We start from the raw sequence: 18867 nt of genomic DNA, 5'->3' as shown, positions 1-18867 counted from the left end.
GCTATTCTGTTAATTTCGTGTTAAACTACGGTTATGTTTTTTAACATATCAAATATTTATCAATTAACTAATTCAAACTTAAACTAAATTTTATGAAAGAATTAAAAAAACTTGAAAGGCAAAACGGCAGCTTTAAGCTGGCGGGTTTTGCGTTTAACAAGTTAATTAAGAAAGCGTTATTAGCGGTTTTCTGTTTTTCTGTTAGCTTTACTCAGGTGAATGCAGATTCCAGCAAAAAATCTGACGATAAGCTTAAAACGAGTACGGAGATTTTGACAAATGATGAAATTACATTAGCAAATCAGCAAACTGTAGTTTCAGGAACAGTTTCAGATGTAGATGGTCCATTACCAGGAGTTAATATATCTGTGAAAGGAACAGCTTCTGGAGCCCAGACAGATTTTGATGGTAAGTATTCAATTTCTTTAAGTAATAGTAGTGCAACACTTGTGTTTTCTTATGTGGGCTATAAAACAAAAGAAGTTGCTGTGTCAAGTGCAGGAATTGTAGATGTTGTTTTAGAGCAAGATATAGCAGGTCTTGATGAGGTTGTTGTAGTTGGTTATACCACAAAAACAAGAGGAGAACTAACAGGAGCGGTTGCCACAATAGGAGGTAAGGATATTCAGCAAGGTTCAAGTAAAGATATTACCAAATCTTTAGCAGGTAGAGCGCCTGGTTTGGTAGTTGTAGATAGAGGTGGTTTCCCAGGAGGAAATGGAAATGATGCAAGACAGATTTTTGTTAGAGGTAGATCTACTACTGGTAACAATTCAGCACTAATACTTATAGATGGTATTGTGTCTGGAGAAGCTGAGTTAAGTAGATTGTCGCCAGATGATATCGCTTCTTTATCAGTATTAAAGGATGGTACAGCTGCTATATATGGAGCTAGAGCAGCAAATGGAGTAATATTAGTTACCACTAAAAGAGGTAGAACAGGTAAACCTAAAGTTAGTATAACTACTGAGTATAATACATCTTCTTTAGCAGCTCCAGTTCGTCTTATTAATGGAAGAGAGTATGCTACTTATCAAAACGAAATCATTGCTAGAACTGGAGGAACTCCAGAGTTTACTCAAGCGCAAATAGATGCCATAGGAACAAATCCTTTTACATCTCCTGACACAGATTGGTTTGATGAAACTATAGCAAATAGTTCTCCTGAAACAAGACATAGAATTAGTGTTTCTGGTGGTAGTGAATATATAAAGTACCATGTAAGTGTAGATAGCTATAATCAAGAAAGTTTATTTAAATCTGGGGATGTGAATTTTAAACAAGACCAGTTCAGAACCAATTTTGATATTAAAATAACGGATGATATTAAAGTAGGTGTAGATGTTTCAGGTCAATTTTCAGATAGAAATACCCCTGGTATTCCAACAAACCTTATTTTTCAAAGTATTTATCAGAGTCTCCCAACAGATGTAGCTGTTTTTCCAAATGGTTTACCAGGACCTGGTACTTTAGAATTCGGACAAAACCCTGTACTTTTATCTAGTAACAAAACTGGCTTTATTAACCAAGATGGATCAAACTTAAGAGGGAGATTCTCTTTTGATTGGAAATTAGATAGGTTAGTTAAAGGATTAAGTATTAACGCTTATGCAGGTTTGCGTAAGATAAATACGCATACTAAAGACTGGTATACTCCTTGGACATATTATCTTTATGATGAAGTTAATAACGATTTTATACCTCAAACAGGTAGAGGTAGAGAAGGTCCAGAAAGAACTTTAACAGAGAGACTTCAGCAAAATGATAACTTGCTACTAAACGCAACATTACGTTATAATACAAAATTTAAAGATAATCATTCTATTAATGCTTTTATTGGAGTTGAACGTCAAAAAGACGAAAATAATAATTTCGAAGCTAGAAAAGTTGGTGGATTTCCATCAGCTAGCTTACCAGAATTGTTTTCAGGTAGTAACGATGGAGTAAGTGCAACTGGTGCATCTGGTGTGGCTAATAGAATTAGTGCTTTTGGGTCTTTATCATACGATTATAAGAAGAAGTATTTCTTAGATCTTACATTACGAAGTGATGGTTCAGATATTTTTGGATCTGGAAATCAGTTTGGTACGTTTCCTAGTATTTCTGGATCATGGGTTTTAAGTAAGGAAAAGTTTTTAGAAAATGTTAATTGGTTAGATGAGTTAAAATTAAGTGGATCTTGGGCTAGGTTAGGTAATGATAGAATACCTAGATTCCAGTTTACAGAACGTTATAGGTTAGGACCATCTCTTAATAATGGTACGCTTAATTTTAATGAACCTATTCCTAATACTTTTATTCAAGGAACTGATGGTAATTTGATTTTTGGTCTAACACAAGGTACAGAGCCAAATCCTGCTGTTACCTGGGAAAATTCAGAAATGCTAAATATAGGCTTAAATTTTACTTTATTTGATAGAAGATTATCTGCTGAAGTAAATTACTTTACTGAAACTAGAGATGATATTTTAGTTCCAGCTACTGGGGATACTCCGCTTTACTTAGGGTTATCTGCTGGAGGTAATGATCTTCCAAATCAAAATATTGGTGTCGTTGAAAACAAAGGATTTGATTTTCAATTATCATGGAATGATCAAATAGGTAGTGTAAACTATAATATAGGAGGTAATTTGACGTTCGCAAGAAGTAAAGTTATTGAGGGTATCGATCCACCTGGATTACTCGAGTCGCTTAAGCAAGAAGGCAACCCTTTGTTTGCACCATTGTTTTTCCCTACAAATGGTTTATTGATATCTCAAGGACAAGTAGATGCTCAAAATCAGTTGATTGCAGATAATACTCCTACTGGTCCTCCAGCATTTGTTTCTCGAGAGGGTGATATTCGTTATGTTGACACTAATGACGATGGAGTACTTAATAATGATGATAGAGTAAGAGCTAATTTTTCAAATGTACCTGAAATACAGTTTGGTATAGCAGGAGGCGTGCAATGGAATAACTTTGGTTTAAATTTCTTATTCCAAGGACAAGCTAGAGCTAAAACCCTAGTGTACTTTAATAGTGTTGTTAAACCTAAACACCTTTTTGATGGAAGGTGGACACCAAATAACAGAGGTGCACAGTTTCCTAGAGCATTTGGAGATATCGACCAACAAAGTAGTGATATTAATACAAGTTTAGGTGATACTACTGGAGGTCAAAATTTTGCTGAGACTTGGCTTATGGATTCTTCTTTTGTAAGGTTAAAAGAATTAGAGCTGTCTTATACACTTAAAAATGAAAATACTAAATTAGGAGCAGATATCAGGATTTTTGCAAGAGGGTTTAATCTATTTACCTTTTTCTCTGATATAGCTGATTTAGGTTTAGATCCTGAGGTTACGAGTTATAATGGTTTTGCAGGTACTAATTACGGAACATTAAAGACCTACACTATAGGTGCTAACATTAGTTTTTAACAAAATAATTAATTACAATGAAAAGAATAAAAAATATTAGTATACTTTTTACAACACTACTATTTGTGTCTGTGGCATTTTTAAATTGTGAAGAAGTATTGGAGCCTGATGACAGATCTGGTTTTACTGGCGTTGCTGTCTTCAATAATATAGAACTAGCTGATCTTGTAGTAGCATCAGCATATAACAGTACAGGATCTTGGGGGTTAACTAGAAGAAGATTCTGGCCTAGATATGTAAATCTTGAACAGATTTCTTTTGAAGCGAGGTTTAATTTTAGAAATTTGGATAGATTTAGAATAAAAGCAGGTTGGAATTCTAATAATGTTGGAGACTTTTTTGGAACTTGGAGAGATTATTTTGCTTATGTACGAGATATTGGTGGTTTTTTGTCACAAATAGATGATAGTTCGGTTATGCAATCTAATCCTGAAGAGGCTGCAATTTTGAAAGGGGAAATGCAATTTCTAATGGGGAATACTTACTTTCAATTAATTAATTATTTTGGAGGAGTTCCGATTTTAGATGAGCCTATAGCGTTTTTAGAAGGCGATTTTGTACGCAGTAGAGATTCTTATGAGGATTGTGTTGATTTCATCGTAGCTAATTTAGATGCAGCTATAGCTGCACTACCAGAAGCAAGACCAAATGAAGAATTTGGTAGAGCTACCAAGCTTTCTGCAATGGCTGCTAAATCACGTGTACTATTATATGCTGCAAGTAGATTACATGATCCAAGCACAACGCCAAGTGGTCCGCTTTACGATTATACAAAGGGAACAAAGTGGCAAGATGCAGCTGATGCAGCAAAGGATTTAATTGATGCTGTTAACGCCAGAGATTTAACACCTGTAAGCACTGCAAAAGATTATCAAGATTTATTTTTAACAGAAAGTAATCCTGATATATTATTTGCTAGAGCTTTTGGTAATGTACTTTATGATAATAGTGCACTTGCTGCTACTTTACCCAATCAAGCTTTAGGTCCTAAGGGAGACGAAGGATGGGGTTTATCTACACCTACTCATAATTTTGTGCAATTGTTCAATATGGCTGATGGTACTACTACTAGTGAAGCGGGAACTAGTTATGATCCTTCTGTGCCTAATGATAACAGAGAATTGAGATATTACGCAGATATTCTTTACAATGGAGCACCATTTAGAGGTAGAAATATTGAATATTTTAAATCTACAATTGATGGAGATTCAGGAAATAATGGTTTAGATACTGATGATACAAGTAAGCCAGGTAATTTTAGACATTTTTCTAAAACAGCATATAATATTAGAAAGTTTCAAGATGAAAGTGTAGGTGTTGCCGACATATCTCCAGATAGACCTTTTATTATTTACCGATTAGCTGAAATTTATTTGAATTATGCTGAAGCTATGTATCATGTAGGAGATGAAGTTGAAGCAAGAACATTCCTAAATAAAGTGTCTACTAGAGCAATGCAACCAGAAATTACAAAATCAGGTGCTGAGCTTTTGGAAGCCATTAAAAGAGAAAGAAGAATCGAATTGTGTTTTGAAAGACATAATTTCTTTGATGAAAGACGATGGATGAATGAGGCGCACTTAGGTGGTTATGATGAAAAAGGTTTACAATGGACTAAACAAGTTGATGGATCTTTAACGTTTGAAATAGTTGATGCAGATCCTAATAACCCAACCCGTCCATTTTTTGAGAGACATTACTATTTACCTATCCCTCAAGCTGAAATAGATAGAGTAGGAGTTGATGTTTTTGATCAGAATTTTGGTTATTAATTACTAAAGAGTTATTTAATTAAGGAAAAGGGGGTTGTCTTAAATGATAGCCTCCTTTTTTTATTTAAAGTTGAGCCAAAAAGTTAGATTTTATATAAACTCATATAGTATTGTTGAAATGATTTAGGGTGTTGGATATTGGTGATTTATGTTGGTGGAGTGTAATAAATATAGAAATTAGATTTATTGCACTGATGTATAATTATAAAAGATGTTTATGACTTTATTTAATAATTTCATTAAGTAATGTGAAATTTAAGCAAAAATAAAATTACTTCTTCGAAGGATTTCTCACCTTACAAAAAAGATATTTGAATTGAGTTTATTAATAATGGTATTTCAAGTTTGTTATTTTTAATGAGTTTAATACTCATGAATGCTAGGATTGTCTTCCTTGTAATTAGGTAAAATAGATTATCTCTAGGGTAATTTATATATGTAAAAAAAATAGGATATCACTTAATTTAGTAGGCGATTAAGATTGATGTGTTTTTTAAATATAAACACTTGGTTTTTATATGATTAACTAGGAGATTTTTATAAACAAAATATGAAATATGATAATTGAAAAAATAGAAACATTTATACTTAAGGATAAGCTGTCTAATAGCTTTTTCTTTTCTCAATGGGAGTATTCTGAGAGATGTATATGTGTTGTGAAGGTAACTGCAACGAATGGACAATATGGATGGGGAGAAGGTTATGGGCCAGCAACTGTTTTGGAAGCAGGAATTAAATTGTTAGAACCTTTTGTAATTGGACAAAACGCATTAGAAAATGAGGTTGTTTGGAATACTATGTATAGAAAGACGTTGGATTTTGCTAGAAGAGGTGTTTTAGCAGCGTCTATGAGTGCTATTGATATTGCTATATGGGATTTAAAAGGTAAAATCCTTAATCAACCAGTATCAACATTATTGGGAGGAGCTCATCGAACTAAAATAAAACCATATGCAACTGGTTTGTACTTTACAGATCATGACAACCCTTCTAAAAATTTTGAAGAAGAAGCTAAGCTATATGTTTCTCAAGGTTTCAAAGCAATTAAGATGAAAGTTGGATTAGGGATTAAAAAGGATGTAGAGCATGTGAAAATGATACGTGAAATCATTGGAGATGATATAGAATTAATGGTAGATTCTAACCATGCCTATACGCTGAGAGAAGCAACTCAACTTGCAAGAGAAATAGAAAAGTACAATATAGGTTGGTTTGAAGAGCCGTTATCTCCTGAGTTTTATGATCAATACAATGAGCTGAGGCAAAAAACAACCATTCCTATTGCTGGAGGTGAATGTGAATATTTAAGATTTGGATTCCAACAGTTAATAAAAAATAAATCTGTAGATATAATCCAACCAGATATTTGTGCAAGTGGAGGTTTAACGGAAGCAAAACGAATTGGAGCTCTAGCGAGTGCGAATGGAGTAGACTTAATACCTCATACTTGGGGAACCTCTATAGGTATTCATGTTGCATTACACTTTATTGCAAACATAGAGTCTGTTCCAGGAAGAATGTATCAGCCAGATTTCTTAATAGAGTATGATCAAACAGAAAATGGACTTCGTGAGAAGCTAACATTCCCTTCAATTGAAATGAAAGATGGATATATAGAAGTACCAAACAGGCCAGGTTTAGGTATAGATGTAGACGAAGATGTCTTAAGAGAGTATACAATTAGTAATGCTGTTGATAATGATAGTGTCATGCAGAAAATTTTAAAGTAGAATGAAACTAAATAAGTCTAAAATAATCTTTAAAATTCTATAAGGAATCATTAATTTAGACGTCAAAAGTTACATGTAATTGTAAAAAGAAAAAACACAAATGAAAACAGAGAATTTCGGATATAAAAAATTATACATTGACGGTCAATTAGTCGATGCAGTAAGTGGTAAAAGAGAAGATGTGATTTGTCCAGCAACAGGAGAAGTTATTGCGCAAGTAGCAAAGGCAGGAAAGGAAGATGCAGAAAAAGCATTACAATCGGCTCAAAAAGGATTTAAATATTGGTCAAAATTATCTTTAGCAGATAGAACGACGTGGATGCTTAAACTTAAAGATGCTATATTGGAAAAAGAGCATGAATTAAGAACAGCAATGGTACACGAAATGGGTAAAACTTATGCGGGATCTCAAGAGGATATTGATAGGCTAACAGAGGCTTTAGAGTGGTATCCTAATGCAATGCAGAATTTAAGAGAAGAACAAATTCCAGATCACGACAACACGCATACCCACAAAATGATTTCTAAACCAGCAGGTGTTGCAGTAGCTTATTTGGCTTGGAATTTTCCTTTATTAAATGTAGGCTATAAAATTGGTCCAGCACTAGCTTCAGGTTGTTCATTAATTATTAAGCCATCAACACTATCACCATTATCAACCTATATGGTGGGCGAAATTTTGCACAGTATAAACTTTCCTGCTGGCGTAGTTAATATTTTAGCCGGATCAAGTAGAGAAGTGGCAACACCTATGACTACTAGTAAAATTCCAGCAGTTTTAACAATGATAGGCTCTACACAAACAGGACAACGAGTAATAGCAGATAGTACAACATCTATTAAAAAGTTAGGAATGGAATTAGGAGGTAATGCACCTTTTATTGTATTTGATGATGCAGATTTGGACAAAGCGTTAGATTTAGCAATTGGATTAAAGTTTGGTAATACAGGTCAAATTTGCGTAGCAGCTAATAGAATTTTTGTACATAAGAGTATATACGATAAGTTCTTAAAAGAATACGTAAAAAGAGCCTCAGAAATTAAAGTTGGTTTTGGAATCAAAGAGAATGAAGATGTCTTTATGGGACCTTTAGCTTCCAGAGAAGCTAGAGATAGAATGTTCGAAATTGTTGAAGATGCCGTTAGTAAAGGAGCTAAATTAGAATTTGGAGGAAAAATACCAGAAGGCTTACCAGAAGGAGGAAACTGGATAGAACCAACAATTGTGTCTGGAGCAACTGCAGATATGAAGGTTTTTAAAGAAGAAACATTTGGTCCAGTAGCTGGTGTAATGTCTTTTGAAACAGATGATGAAGTTTTAGAACTAGCTAATGATACAGAATTTGGATTAGCATCATATATTTTTACAAACGATCACAAAAGAATTGAAAGATTTACTGAAGAATTAGAATTTGGAGAAATTCAAATTAATGGTGTTAAATACGCAATCTACTTACCTCATGGAGGATTCAAAAATAGTGGAATAGGACATGATTGTTCTCATTTAGCATTAGACGATTACTTAGTTAAAAAACGTGTATCTACAGCAATATAATTATGAGTAAAAACATATTAAAAGATAGCCTTAATGAAGGCAAAACAGTATTTGGTCCTTTTTGTAAAATGCAAGACCCTGCTATTGTTGAAATAGCAGCCTTAAGTGGTTTCGATTTTGTAATTATAGATATGGAGCACGGACCTTATAGCATTGAGTCTGCCCAAAATATGATTAGAGCAGCTGAAGCTAGAGGTATTACACCAGTAGTTAGAGTTACAGAGAATTCAGAAACTTTAATTTTAAGAACTTTAGATATAGGAGCAAAATGCATTCAAGTTCCGCAAATATGTACTAAAGCAGATGCAGATAAATTAGTTAAAGCAACTAAGTTCTATCCTAAAGGAGAACGAGGTATGTGTCGCTATGTTAGAGCCGCTGAATACACAAATATTACTTCTGCAGATCATTTTGGAAAAGCAAATGATAGTGTAACCACTATTATTCATATTGAAGGAATGGAGGGGATAAATAATTTAGAAGAAATTGTAAAAGTAGATGGTATTGATGTAATCTTTTTGGGTCCTTATGATTTATCGCAATCTTGTGGTGTTCCTGGTCAAGTAAACGATCCAAAAGTAGTAGATGCTATGAAAGGTGCTGTTGAAACAGCTAAAAAATATGGGAAAGCAGTTGGTACGTTTACAGAATCTCCAGAAAAAGCTAAAATGTGGAAAGATATTGGAGTACAATATATTTCTTATGCAGTAGATGTAGGTTTAATAATGAATACATTTAAGGATATAACTAGCGAATTAAAAAAGTAACTAGTCTATCAAATAAAAATCAATAATAAATAAATAGCAGTGTTAATTCTTTTAATACTGCTATTTAACTAATTAAATAACATGGGATCATATAAAAAAAATGCATTTATTTATGCCGTCATTGTAGCCTTAGGATCGTTTGTCTTTGGTTTGGATGCGGTATTAATTTCAGGAGGATTTAAATTTATCACTCAAGAGTTTAATTTAACACCTTCGCAAGTAGGTCTCATCGGTTCTGCTCCAGGTATAGGAGTGTTAATAGCATTACCTTTAACAGCATTTTCAAGTGATAAATTAGGAAGAAAGTTAACGCTTCAAATTATAGCTGTTTTTTATATAGTTTCAGCCGTTGGTTCCGCTTTTGCAGCTTCGTTTCTTTCCTTGTTTTGGTTTAGATTTTTAGGAGGACTAGCGTTTAGTTCTGTAACTATAGCCTCTATGTATATTGGAGAAATAGCTCCGGTAAAACAAAGAGGTAAACTGGTATCTACATTACAAATAAATATGGGAATTGGTTTTACTGCTGCCTATTTAATTAATTATTGGATTTTACAAAAAATGGGATCCGATGCGCAGTGGGTGCAAGACTATAATCTAGCAAATACAGGTTGGCGTTGGATGCTGGGTATTGAAATTATTCCTGCAATGTTATGGTTTTTACTATTAATGATTATTCCTAAAAGTCCAGCTTGGTTAATTTATAAAGGTAGAACTGATGAGGCGAAAAAATCGTTATCTAAAGTATATCCAGAAAATGAAGTTGACACACAGATTCAACGAATGGTAAAGAGTGTTGAAGAGTCGGAGAGTAGTGGTTCTACAGCGGGGCAATTAAAAGAGATTTTTAGTAAGAAGATGAGAGTCGTTTTAATATTGGCTTTTACTCTAGCAGTTGTTCAACAATTTACAGGTATGAATGCAGTAATGATTTATGCTCCAACTATGTTTGAGCAATTAGGATTAGGAACAGATGCAGCATTTTCTAGTACTATTTGGATTGGTGTAATTGGTTTAGTATCAACGTTACTTTCATTATCATTAATTGATAAATTTGGTCGTAGACCTTTAGTTATTGGTGGTTTGGCTTTAATAGTTTTAAGTATTTCAATGGTGTCGTTTGGATTTAAGCAAGCTACATATACGGTTACTGAAAATGCTATTGTTAAAATGAAAGATATTCCTGAAATAGAAAAATTAAATACCATCGTTGGAAAAGAGTTTGATAGTGACATTAAATTCAAAAAATCGTTAACTGAAATTTTAGGAGTAGAATCAGTTCGTGATAATTCAGGTGTTATTTTTAAAGAAACAGCACATATGAATTCATTATTAATACTATTAAGTATTTTAACTTTTATTGCTGCATTCAATTTTTCTATAGGACCAATTATGTGGGTATTACTCTCAGAAATTTTTCCTATCTCAAACAGAGGAGTTGCTATCCCTTTATTTGCGTTAATTTCTAGTACTGTTAGTGCTTTGGTTCAATACTTATTCCCATTAGAAATGGAAAACTTTGGAGCAGCTACAACTTTTATAATATACGCAGGTATTGTAGTTGTTGGTTTAGCTATACTGTACAAATATCTTGTAGAAACTAAAGGCCTTTCTTTAGAAGAAATTCAGGCTAAGCTTACAAGATAAAAATAATTAACAATGAATTCTTGCAAGAAGAATGCTTTTATTTATATTACCATCGTTGTTATGGGAGTATTCTTCTTTAGTTTAGATATAGCTTTAATTTCTGGCACAGTAAATTAAATTTTATAATGGTAGAATTTGGGTTATCAGATTTTGAAGTAAGAACAGTTGGATCAGCTCCAATGATTGGAGTTTTTATAGCTTTAACTTTGTTAACATTTGAAAGCAATAAATATGGAAAGAAAAACAACCACCTTAAAGAGTAAGTTGTTTGGTATATAAATTTTTTCTTTGGAAAGTTAGAAACAATGGGAGCTGTTACCATCTTTTTATTCTATGCTAGCACCTTGTTTATATGAGTATTAATACTCTATAAATTTTTACCAGAAACAAAAAATATGTCTATTGAAGAGATTCAAGCAAAACTTCAAAAAAGTAAATAAAACTAAATAAATAGATAATGATGAAGCATATTAGAAATTACATGTTTGCCTTATTAGCTTTATTCGCACTTATAAATATAAGTTGTGATCAAAAAAAGGAAGGTGAATCAATTCAAAAAGAAGAGATAGCTGAAAAACCATCAGTTAAGGAATCTAAATTTTATCCATATTCCGATCTTGAAAACACAGGAGGTTGGGTACTTAATGAAGAGATTAGTGATGAATTTGAAGGAACAACTATTGATACTACTAAGTGGTTTGTTGAAGGACAAAATGGTGACTACTATATTTGGAAAGGTAGAGCTCCTTCTCAATATGCACCTCACAATGTTATAGTTGAAAATGGGAATTTAATTTTAAAAACACAATGGGAACCAGATTATAATTTTGCAAAAGAAAGTTATGCAGATGGTGCTCATAAAGATACCTATGGTATTCATGAAGGTAAGCCACTGCCAGTAACAACAGCGGCTATAGTAAGCAAAAAAAGGTTTTTAAATGGTTACATGGAGATAAAATCGAAAGCACCACATGCAGCAATGACTGCGGCATTTTGGGCTATTGGTTATGAGCAAGAATTAGATATGTACGAGCAATTAGCAGTTCCAAAAATTGCTAAAGAAGGCTCAATAAGTAGCAATACTAATAGAACTGCTATTCACGATTGGAGTCCACCAGCTGTTAGACCAACAAAAGCATTTGGCTATGATGAAGATTTACCTTATGTCACTTCTGATGATTTTCACGTTTATGGAGTTGAATGGGGAGAAGATTATCTTAAAATTTATAGAGATGGTAAGTTTATTCACGGATTTACACAAGATGAATTAGGTACAGATTGGGTACTAAACAACCCTATGGAAATTTGGGTAGATTCAGAAATTTTTAAATGGTTAGGTGTACCACATAAGGAAGAGTTGCCAGCAACTTTTGAAGTAGAATATGTGAGAGTTTGGCAAAAACCATCAGATAATTTATTAGCAAAAGATAGAGCTTTTTACAGTTTTGAAGGTCCAATTTTATTCGAAGAAAATCCAAGACCATTAGATATGGTTCCAGAAGATTCTAATGCAAACGATTATCAAAAATTTTGGTTGTTTAGCGAAGGTTCAGAAAAATATTTAAAAATTACAGAAGGTCACTATGCAAGTGGTGTTGAAGCACTTCAGTTTTTTGGATATGGAAAAAATGATTCTCTTAATGTACCTAAGGTTGTTGCTAAAACACCAGAAGGATCTCTAAACATTCCAGTAGGAAATTATAAACTTTCAGCTAAAATTTGGTTAGATCAAGGTCGAATTACAGATACTATTCACGTTACATTAATGAATCCTAAATCAGAATTATTATTTACAGGATTAAAAGAACTGCCTAGGCTAGAATGGGTAACAGTAGAGACAGAGTTTTCAAGAACTGAAGCATCTAGTAAAAATGATGGCATAGAAATAGGAATTCATAAAGAAGATTTACCTGAAACAAAAGCGGCCAAATTCTATATAGATGATATAGCCATAATTAAAACAAAATAAAAAATTAAAAGAATGAAAATAAAAACATTCAAAAATTACATATTAATCACTTTATTTGGATTATTTGTATTTGTAAATATAAGTTGTCAAGAGAAAAAGAGTGAAAATAAGGTTGTTACTAGCACTATTACAAAGGTAACAGGGCCAATGCCTTTTAGTGATTTGCAAAATGAAGGGGGTTGGGTGCTGAATGAAGAATTGAGTGATGAATTTGAAGGAACTGAGATAGACACAACAAGATGGTTTGTAGAAGGTTTAAATGATAAATATTATATCTGGAAAGGGCGCGCGCCTTCTCAATTTGTTCCTCACAATGTTATTGTAGAAGATGGTAATTTAAAATTAAGAACAGCTTGGGAGCCAGACTATAAATTTGTAAATGAATCTTACGGAGATGGTAATATGGGGTCTTCAAGATATGGTGTTTATAAAGATGGGAGCGCAATGCCTGTTACAACAGCAGGAGTGTTAACTCACAAACGCTTTTTATATGGATATATGGAAGTGAAATCTAAAGTTGGAAATGCTGCAATTACAGGGGCATTTTGGGCAATTGGTCATGAACAAGAATTAGATGTTTATGAGTTAATGGGGAACCCTAAAAACAAAAAAGGAAACATTAGAGAAGATTCTTATTTAGCAACAGCTCACGATTGGAGTCCACCAGCTCAAAGACCTACAAAAATATTCAATCACGTAGAAAATTTAGATTTTAGAACTGCTGATGATTTTCATGTATACGGAGCAGAGTGGGGTGTAGATTATTTAAAATTATTTATTGATGGTAAAATGATTCGTCATTTTACACAAGACCAATTGGGTACTTCGTTTGTATTAAATAACCCTATGGAAATTTGGTTAGATTCAGAAATATTTTTCTGGTTAGGCTTACCTCATAAAGAAGAATTACCAGTAGATTTCGAAATAGAATACATGAGAGTTTGGCAAAAGCCAACAGATAATTTGTTAGCAGAAGATGCTGCTTTTTATGGTTTTGAAGGGCCAATTTTATTTGAAGAAAACGGAAGACCATTAACCTTATTACCAGAGAGCTCTGTGCCAGATGATTATCAGAAATTTTGGAATATAGATGAAGGTTCAGCAAAATATTTATCAATAGCATATGGAGATTATCACAAAGGTGTAAATAGTTTAAAATTTGCTGGTTTTAGTAAAACAGAAAGTTTAGAAGTACCAAAAGCAGTGGCAATGGCTCCAGAAGGTTCTTTAAAACTTGAAGCAGGAGAATATACAATATCTGCTAAAGTTTGGTTAGACCAAGGTGTTATAGCAGATAAAATTAGTATTGTTTTACAAGACCCAGAATTAGAAGTGTCTTTTACAGATCTTAGAAAGCTTCCAAGAAGAGAATGGATAACTGTAGAAACTAAAATTTCAAGAAAGGTTGCGTCAGGTAAAAAAGATGCGATTGCTATTGAAATTAATAAAGCTGATTTACCAAAAACAAGAGCAGCGAAATTATTTATAGATGATATTGTAATTAAAGCGGTAAAATAATTTCTTTGTAAAAAATAGAAAAGTATCTAAAAAATAGAATAAATAAAAATGAGCACAGTTAAAAAACATACTGAAGCAATTACTAATACTTCAGATAGTCCTTTTGTAAAATTAAAGAGTATTAATTTCGGAGACTGTAAGTGGAATTCGGGATTTTGGGCAGAAAAAGAAAAGGCAGCAGCAGAGAGAATGTTACCTTATATGGGAGACGTTTTATGTGGAGATGTAGGTCATGGGTTAAATAACTTTAAGATTGCCGCAGGAGAAAAAGAAGGTGAACATAAAGGTTTTTATTGGCACGATGGTGATTTTTATAAATTTATGGAAGCCAAAATGTACATCTATGCTTTAACTAAAGATGAAAATCTATTAAAGGAATTAGACGAATATATTGAGTGGATTGGTAAAGCTCAAGAAGAAGACGGTTACATTCATACACACATCCAAATTACTGAAGGAGCAGAAAGATTTTCGAATAGAAAATATCATGAGATGTATAACTACGGGCATTTATTTATAGCAGCTAGTGTACATTTCCGTTTAACAGGAAAACGTAATTTTTTAGATATTGCTATTAAGCAAGCAGATTTATTACATGTTTACTTTATGCCAGATACAACGCATTATCAGCGTTTTGGTTTCAATCAAACTCAAATCATGGGATTGGTAGAATTGTATAGAACGGTAAAAGATAAAAAATACTTAGAACTTGCAGAAAAATTTATTAACCGTAGAGGTACTTTTAAAATTGAGCATCATTCAACTACAGAAGGATATCCTATTGGAGATATGGTACAAGAGCGTACACCTTTTCGCGAGTCTGAAGAAGCTGTAGGACATGCAGTATTAGCATTATATTACTATGCAGGAGCTGCTGATGTTTACGCAGAAACAGGAGAAAAAGCATTAATAGATACCTTAGATAAATTATGGGGAAATGTAACGGATAAAAAAATGTACGTTACAGGAGCTGTAGGACAAGCGCATTACGGAGCTTCTACAAGCTTAGATATGATCGAAGAAGGTTTTATAGATGCTTATATGATGCCTAATATGACTGCCTATAACGAAACATGTGCAAATCTTTGTAATGCCATGTTTAGTAGTAGAATGATGGGTATTAAAGAAGAGTCTAGATATGCAGATATTATAGAATTAGTATTATATAATAGTGGATTATCAGGAATTAGTATAGAAGGTAAAGATTACTTTTATTCTAACCCATTAAGAATGGTAAATAACTCTAGAAATTACGATTCTCATGCCGATGTAACAGAAAGTCCTGTAAGACAACCTTATTTAGAGTGTTTCTGTTGTCCTCCTAACTTGGTAAGAACGATTTGTAAGAGTTCTGGTTGGGCTTATAACCTATCGGAAAATGGAGTAGCGGTAGTATTATTTGGAGGAAATAATTTAGATACTACAATGTTAGATGGTTCTGAATTGAAATTATCTCAAGATACAGAATATCCTTGGAAAGGATTAGTAAAAATAACTGTAGATGCATGTAAGAGTACAGCTTTTGATATTAAGGTAAGAATTCCAAAATGGGCAGTAGGTAGTACTTTGAAAGTAAACGGAGAAGATGCAGGTGTAGCTGTAACTCCAGGAGAGTTTGCAGTTATTGATCGTACTTGGAAAGTTGGAGATACTATCGTATTGGATATGCCAATGGAGTCTGTACGTATGGAAGGACATAACAGAATAGAAGAGGTAAGAAACCAAATTGCTATTAAAAGAGGTCCAATTGTATATTGTATTGAAACTCCAGATTTACCAAAAGACATTTCTATTCTGGATGTATATATTAATGCAGATGCAAAACTAGAAGCAGAGCATAAAGCAGATTTCTTAGGCGGAGTTACTGTAATTAATACAGAGTTGCAATTACGAGAAGGTAAAGGAGATGAAATGTATTCGGTAGTTACAAAACCAGTTTTAAAGCCATACAAAACACAATTAGTACCTTATTTTGCTTGGAGTAATAGAGGACAAGCAGAAATGACCGTATTTATGCCAGTAGTTTGGTAAAATAAGTTATTTAGTATATATTTTTACAATAGCTTAATATTACATGTAAATTGTTCATGTAGTATTAAGCTATTTTTTATTTATTATTTTATTTTTAGAATTGTTCAAAAAATAAGTAGAATTTTTGTGTAAATTAAAGAAAACAACTGCTATAAGAAATTTCAAAAATAAAATAGTATAAAACTTTCTTTCTCAAATATTTGTATTCTAAAAAGATAAAATACGTTATCTACAGGGTAATTATAACAAGTGTTTAGTTATAATATGATATTAAATTTGTAAGTATATGTTTTATGCTTTCCTTGTTTATTGTGTTAAAAAAATAAGAAATGTTTAGTTTAAGTGGGTGTGTTGATTAAAATTTATAGCTGAGTTTTATAATTATGATAAAATTAAGAATTATTACTTTTAGTGCATTGGTGTTAATTTTTTCATGTACAGACCAAAAAAAAGAGGATACTACGACTAAAAAATTAGCTGTAAATTACGATAGAAGTGGTGGAATAGTAAACCATAATAGTAGCCCTCATATAAAATTAAAGAGTATTGAAATAGGAGATTGTAAATGGACAGAAGGATTTTGGGCCGATAAGTTTAAAATGGCCGAAGAGATAATGATTCCTCACATGGGAACTCTTTTTAAAGGAGATATAGGCTTTGCTTATGATAATTTTAAAAAGGCAGCAGGACTAAAAGAAGGTGAAGCTGGAGGGAAATGGTGGCATGATGGAGATTTTTATAAATGGATGGAGGCAAATATGTATTTATATGCCCAGAATGGAGATGAAAAGCTAATGGATGATTTAGATGAAATCATTGAAATCATTGGAAAAGCACAAGAAGAAGATGGATATCTATCTACTCATGTTCAAATAAAAAAAGCTAAAAGGTGGGATAATATACTTCAGCATGAACTATATAATTGCGGACATTTATATACTAGTGCATCAATTCATTATAGAGTAACCGGGAAAACTAATTTTTTAGATATTGCTATTAAAAATGCAAATTATATCTATTCTGTTTTTCAACCTCAAAAACCCGAAATGGCACGTTTCGGGTTTAACCCTTCACAAATAATGGGATTAGTTGAATTGTATCGTACAACAAAAGATAAAAAATATCTTGAGTTAGCTGAAATTTTTGTTAATATGAGAGGATCTGTAGAAGCTACAGAACATAGTACAGTTCCATATATGTTTATTGGAGACCATAATCAAATGCGTACACCGCTTAGAGAAGCAAAAGAAGCAGTAGGTCATGCTGTTTTAGCGAATTACTTATGGGCAGGAGCAGCAGATGTTTATGCTGAAACAGGAGAACAAGCTATTATTGATGCGCTTGAAAGAATTTGGTCTAGCGCAGTAGAAAAAAAGATGTATTTAACAGGAGCCCAGGGGCAAACGCATCATGGTGCTAGTGGAAGGTTTGATATGGTACATGAAGCTTTTCAAGAAGATTATTTAATGCCAAATAGTACAGCATATAATGAAACTTGTGCTAATATTTCTAATGCAATGTTTAATTACCGCCTGCTTTCAGTAAAAGGGGATGCTAAATATGGAGATATTATGGAGTTGGTGATGTATAATAGTGCTTTAGTAGGAATTAGTGTTGAGGGTAAGGATTATTTTTATGCCAATCCACTTAGAATGAATAAAGGAGATGGAGAAAGAAATTATGAATCTGCAACAACAGAGCGTGCAGAACGTGTTCCATATATACCTGTATTTTGTTGTCCACCAAATTTAGCAAGGACGATTGCTAAATTATCAGGTTGGGCTTATAGTAAATCTAAAAATGGAATTGCAGTAAATCTTTACGGAGGGAATGTCCTTGAAACAGTATTATTAGACGGTTCGAAACTTAAACTTAAACAAGAAACAAACTATCCTTGGGATGGTGATGTGACAGTAACTATTAAAGAAGCTAAAAAAGAGAAATTTGAAATATTATTTAGAATTCCTGAATGGGCTGAGGGGACTAAAATAATGATTAATGGCACAGAAGTTGATAATAAAATTGTGCCAGGAACATTCGCGAAAATAGAACGTTTATGGAAAGCAGAAGATATTATTACTTTAGACATACCAATGGATATAGATTTTATTGAAGGACACCCTCTTATTGAGGAGGTTAGAAATCAAGTAGCTATTAAACGCGGTCCTTTAGTGTATTGTATTGAGTCTCCAGACCTTCCAGAAAATACTAAAATTTTAGATGTTTATGTCTCAAAAAAAGCTGAGTTAAAAGCTAATCATCGTCCAGATTTTTTAGGAGGAGTTTCAACAATTGACGGTGAAGTATTATTACGTCCAGATTTAGCAACAGGTATGTATCGTAAACTACAAGAACCTAATTGGAAAAAGACAGAAACTTCTTTTGTTCCTTATTTTGCATGGTCAAATAGAGGTAGGAGTGAAATGACGGTTTGGATGCCTATTGTTTGGGAATAAAAATTT

11 protein-coding genes are annotated in these 18867 nt (G+C 32.9%); all 11 read left to right on the top strand.

Annotated features, from left to right (window positions below):
* The first annotated feature begins 92 nt into the window (after nucleotides 1–92).
* The 11 genes from A8C32_RS17700 to A8C32_RS17655 all read left to right on the top strand — a co-directional run bounded on the left by A8C32_RS17700 (nucleotide 93) and on the right by A8C32_RS17655 (nucleotide 18861).
* On the top strand, nucleotides 93–3419 hold the full coding sequence (locus tag A8C32_RS17700; RefSeq protein ID WP_069831716.1) for a SusC/RagA family TonB-linked outer membrane protein: 3327 nt from the start codon (nucleotides 93–95) through the stop codon (nucleotides 3417–3419).
* Between the two features lie 17 nt (nucleotides 3420–3436).
* The gene (locus tag A8C32_RS17695; protein ID WP_069831715.1) at nucleotides 3437–5191 is read left to right on the top strand and encodes a RagB/SusD family nutrient uptake outer membrane protein; all 1755 of its coding nucleotides are present in this window, start codon (nucleotides 3437–3439) and stop codon (nucleotides 5189–5191) included.
* A 557-nt stretch (nucleotides 5192–5748) separates the two neighbouring features.
* A complete protein-coding gene (locus A8C32_RS17690) occupies nucleotides 5749–6921 on the top strand; it encodes a mandelate racemase/muconate lactonizing enzyme family protein (RefSeq protein ID WP_069831714.1) in 1173 nt (390 codons plus the stop codon).
* A 100-nt stretch (nucleotides 6922–7021) separates the two neighbouring features.
* Nucleotides 7022–8476 (top strand): aldehyde dehydrogenase family protein, encoded by a 1455-nt coding sequence (locus tag A8C32_RS17685; RefSeq protein ID WP_069831713.1) that lies wholly within the window; start codon nucleotides 7022–7024, stop codon nucleotides 8474–8476.
* A gap of 2 nt (nucleotides 8477–8478) precedes the next feature.
* On the top strand, nucleotides 8479–9243 hold the full coding sequence (locus tag A8C32_RS17680) for an HpcH/HpaI aldolase family protein (RefSeq protein ID WP_069831712.1): 765 nt from the start codon (nucleotides 8479–8481) through the stop codon (nucleotides 9241–9243).
* Nucleotides 9244–9324: 81 nt separating this feature from the next.
* On the top strand, nucleotides 9325–10887 hold the full coding sequence (locus A8C32_RS17675) for an MFS transporter (protein ID WP_069831711.1): 1563 nt from the start codon (nucleotides 9325–9327) through the stop codon (nucleotides 10885–10887).
* A 125-nt stretch (nucleotides 10888–11012) separates the two neighbouring features.
* A complete protein-coding gene (locus A8C32_RS20795; protein ID WP_165605862.1) occupies nucleotides 11013–11150 on the top strand; it encodes a hypothetical protein in 138 nt (45 codons plus the stop codon).
* 194 nt (nucleotides 11151–11344) lie between these two features.
* Entirely contained in the window at nucleotides 11345–12856 is a 1512-nt protein-coding gene (locus A8C32_RS17670; protein ID WP_069831710.1) for a family 16 glycosylhydrolase, read from the top strand.
* A 12-nt stretch (nucleotides 12857–12868) separates the two neighbouring features.
* Nucleotides 12869–14374 (top strand): family 16 glycosylhydrolase, encoded by a 1506-nt coding sequence (locus A8C32_RS17665; protein WP_069831709.1) that lies wholly within the window; start codon nucleotides 12869–12871, stop codon nucleotides 14372–14374.
* Nucleotides 14375–14422: 48 nt separating this feature from the next.
* The gene (locus A8C32_RS17660; protein ID WP_069831708.1) at nucleotides 14423–16405 is read left to right on the top strand and encodes a glycoside hydrolase family 127 protein; all 1983 of its coding nucleotides are present in this window, start codon (nucleotides 14423–14425) and stop codon (nucleotides 16403–16405) included.
* A 383-nt stretch (nucleotides 16406–16788) separates the two neighbouring features.
* On the top strand, nucleotides 16789–18861 hold the full coding sequence (locus A8C32_RS17655) for a glycoside hydrolase family 127 protein (protein ID WP_083253414.1): 2073 nt from the start codon (nucleotides 16789–16791) through the stop codon (nucleotides 18859–18861).
* Nucleotides 18862–18867: the final 6 nt, after the last annotated feature.

This window comes from Flavivirga aquatica (genome assembly GCF_001747085.1).
GTDB lineage: Bacteria > Bacteroidota > Bacteroidia > Flavobacteriales > Flavobacteriaceae > Algibacter_C > Algibacter_C aquatica.
This window is presented reverse-complemented; position numbering and strand designations above follow the sequence as displayed.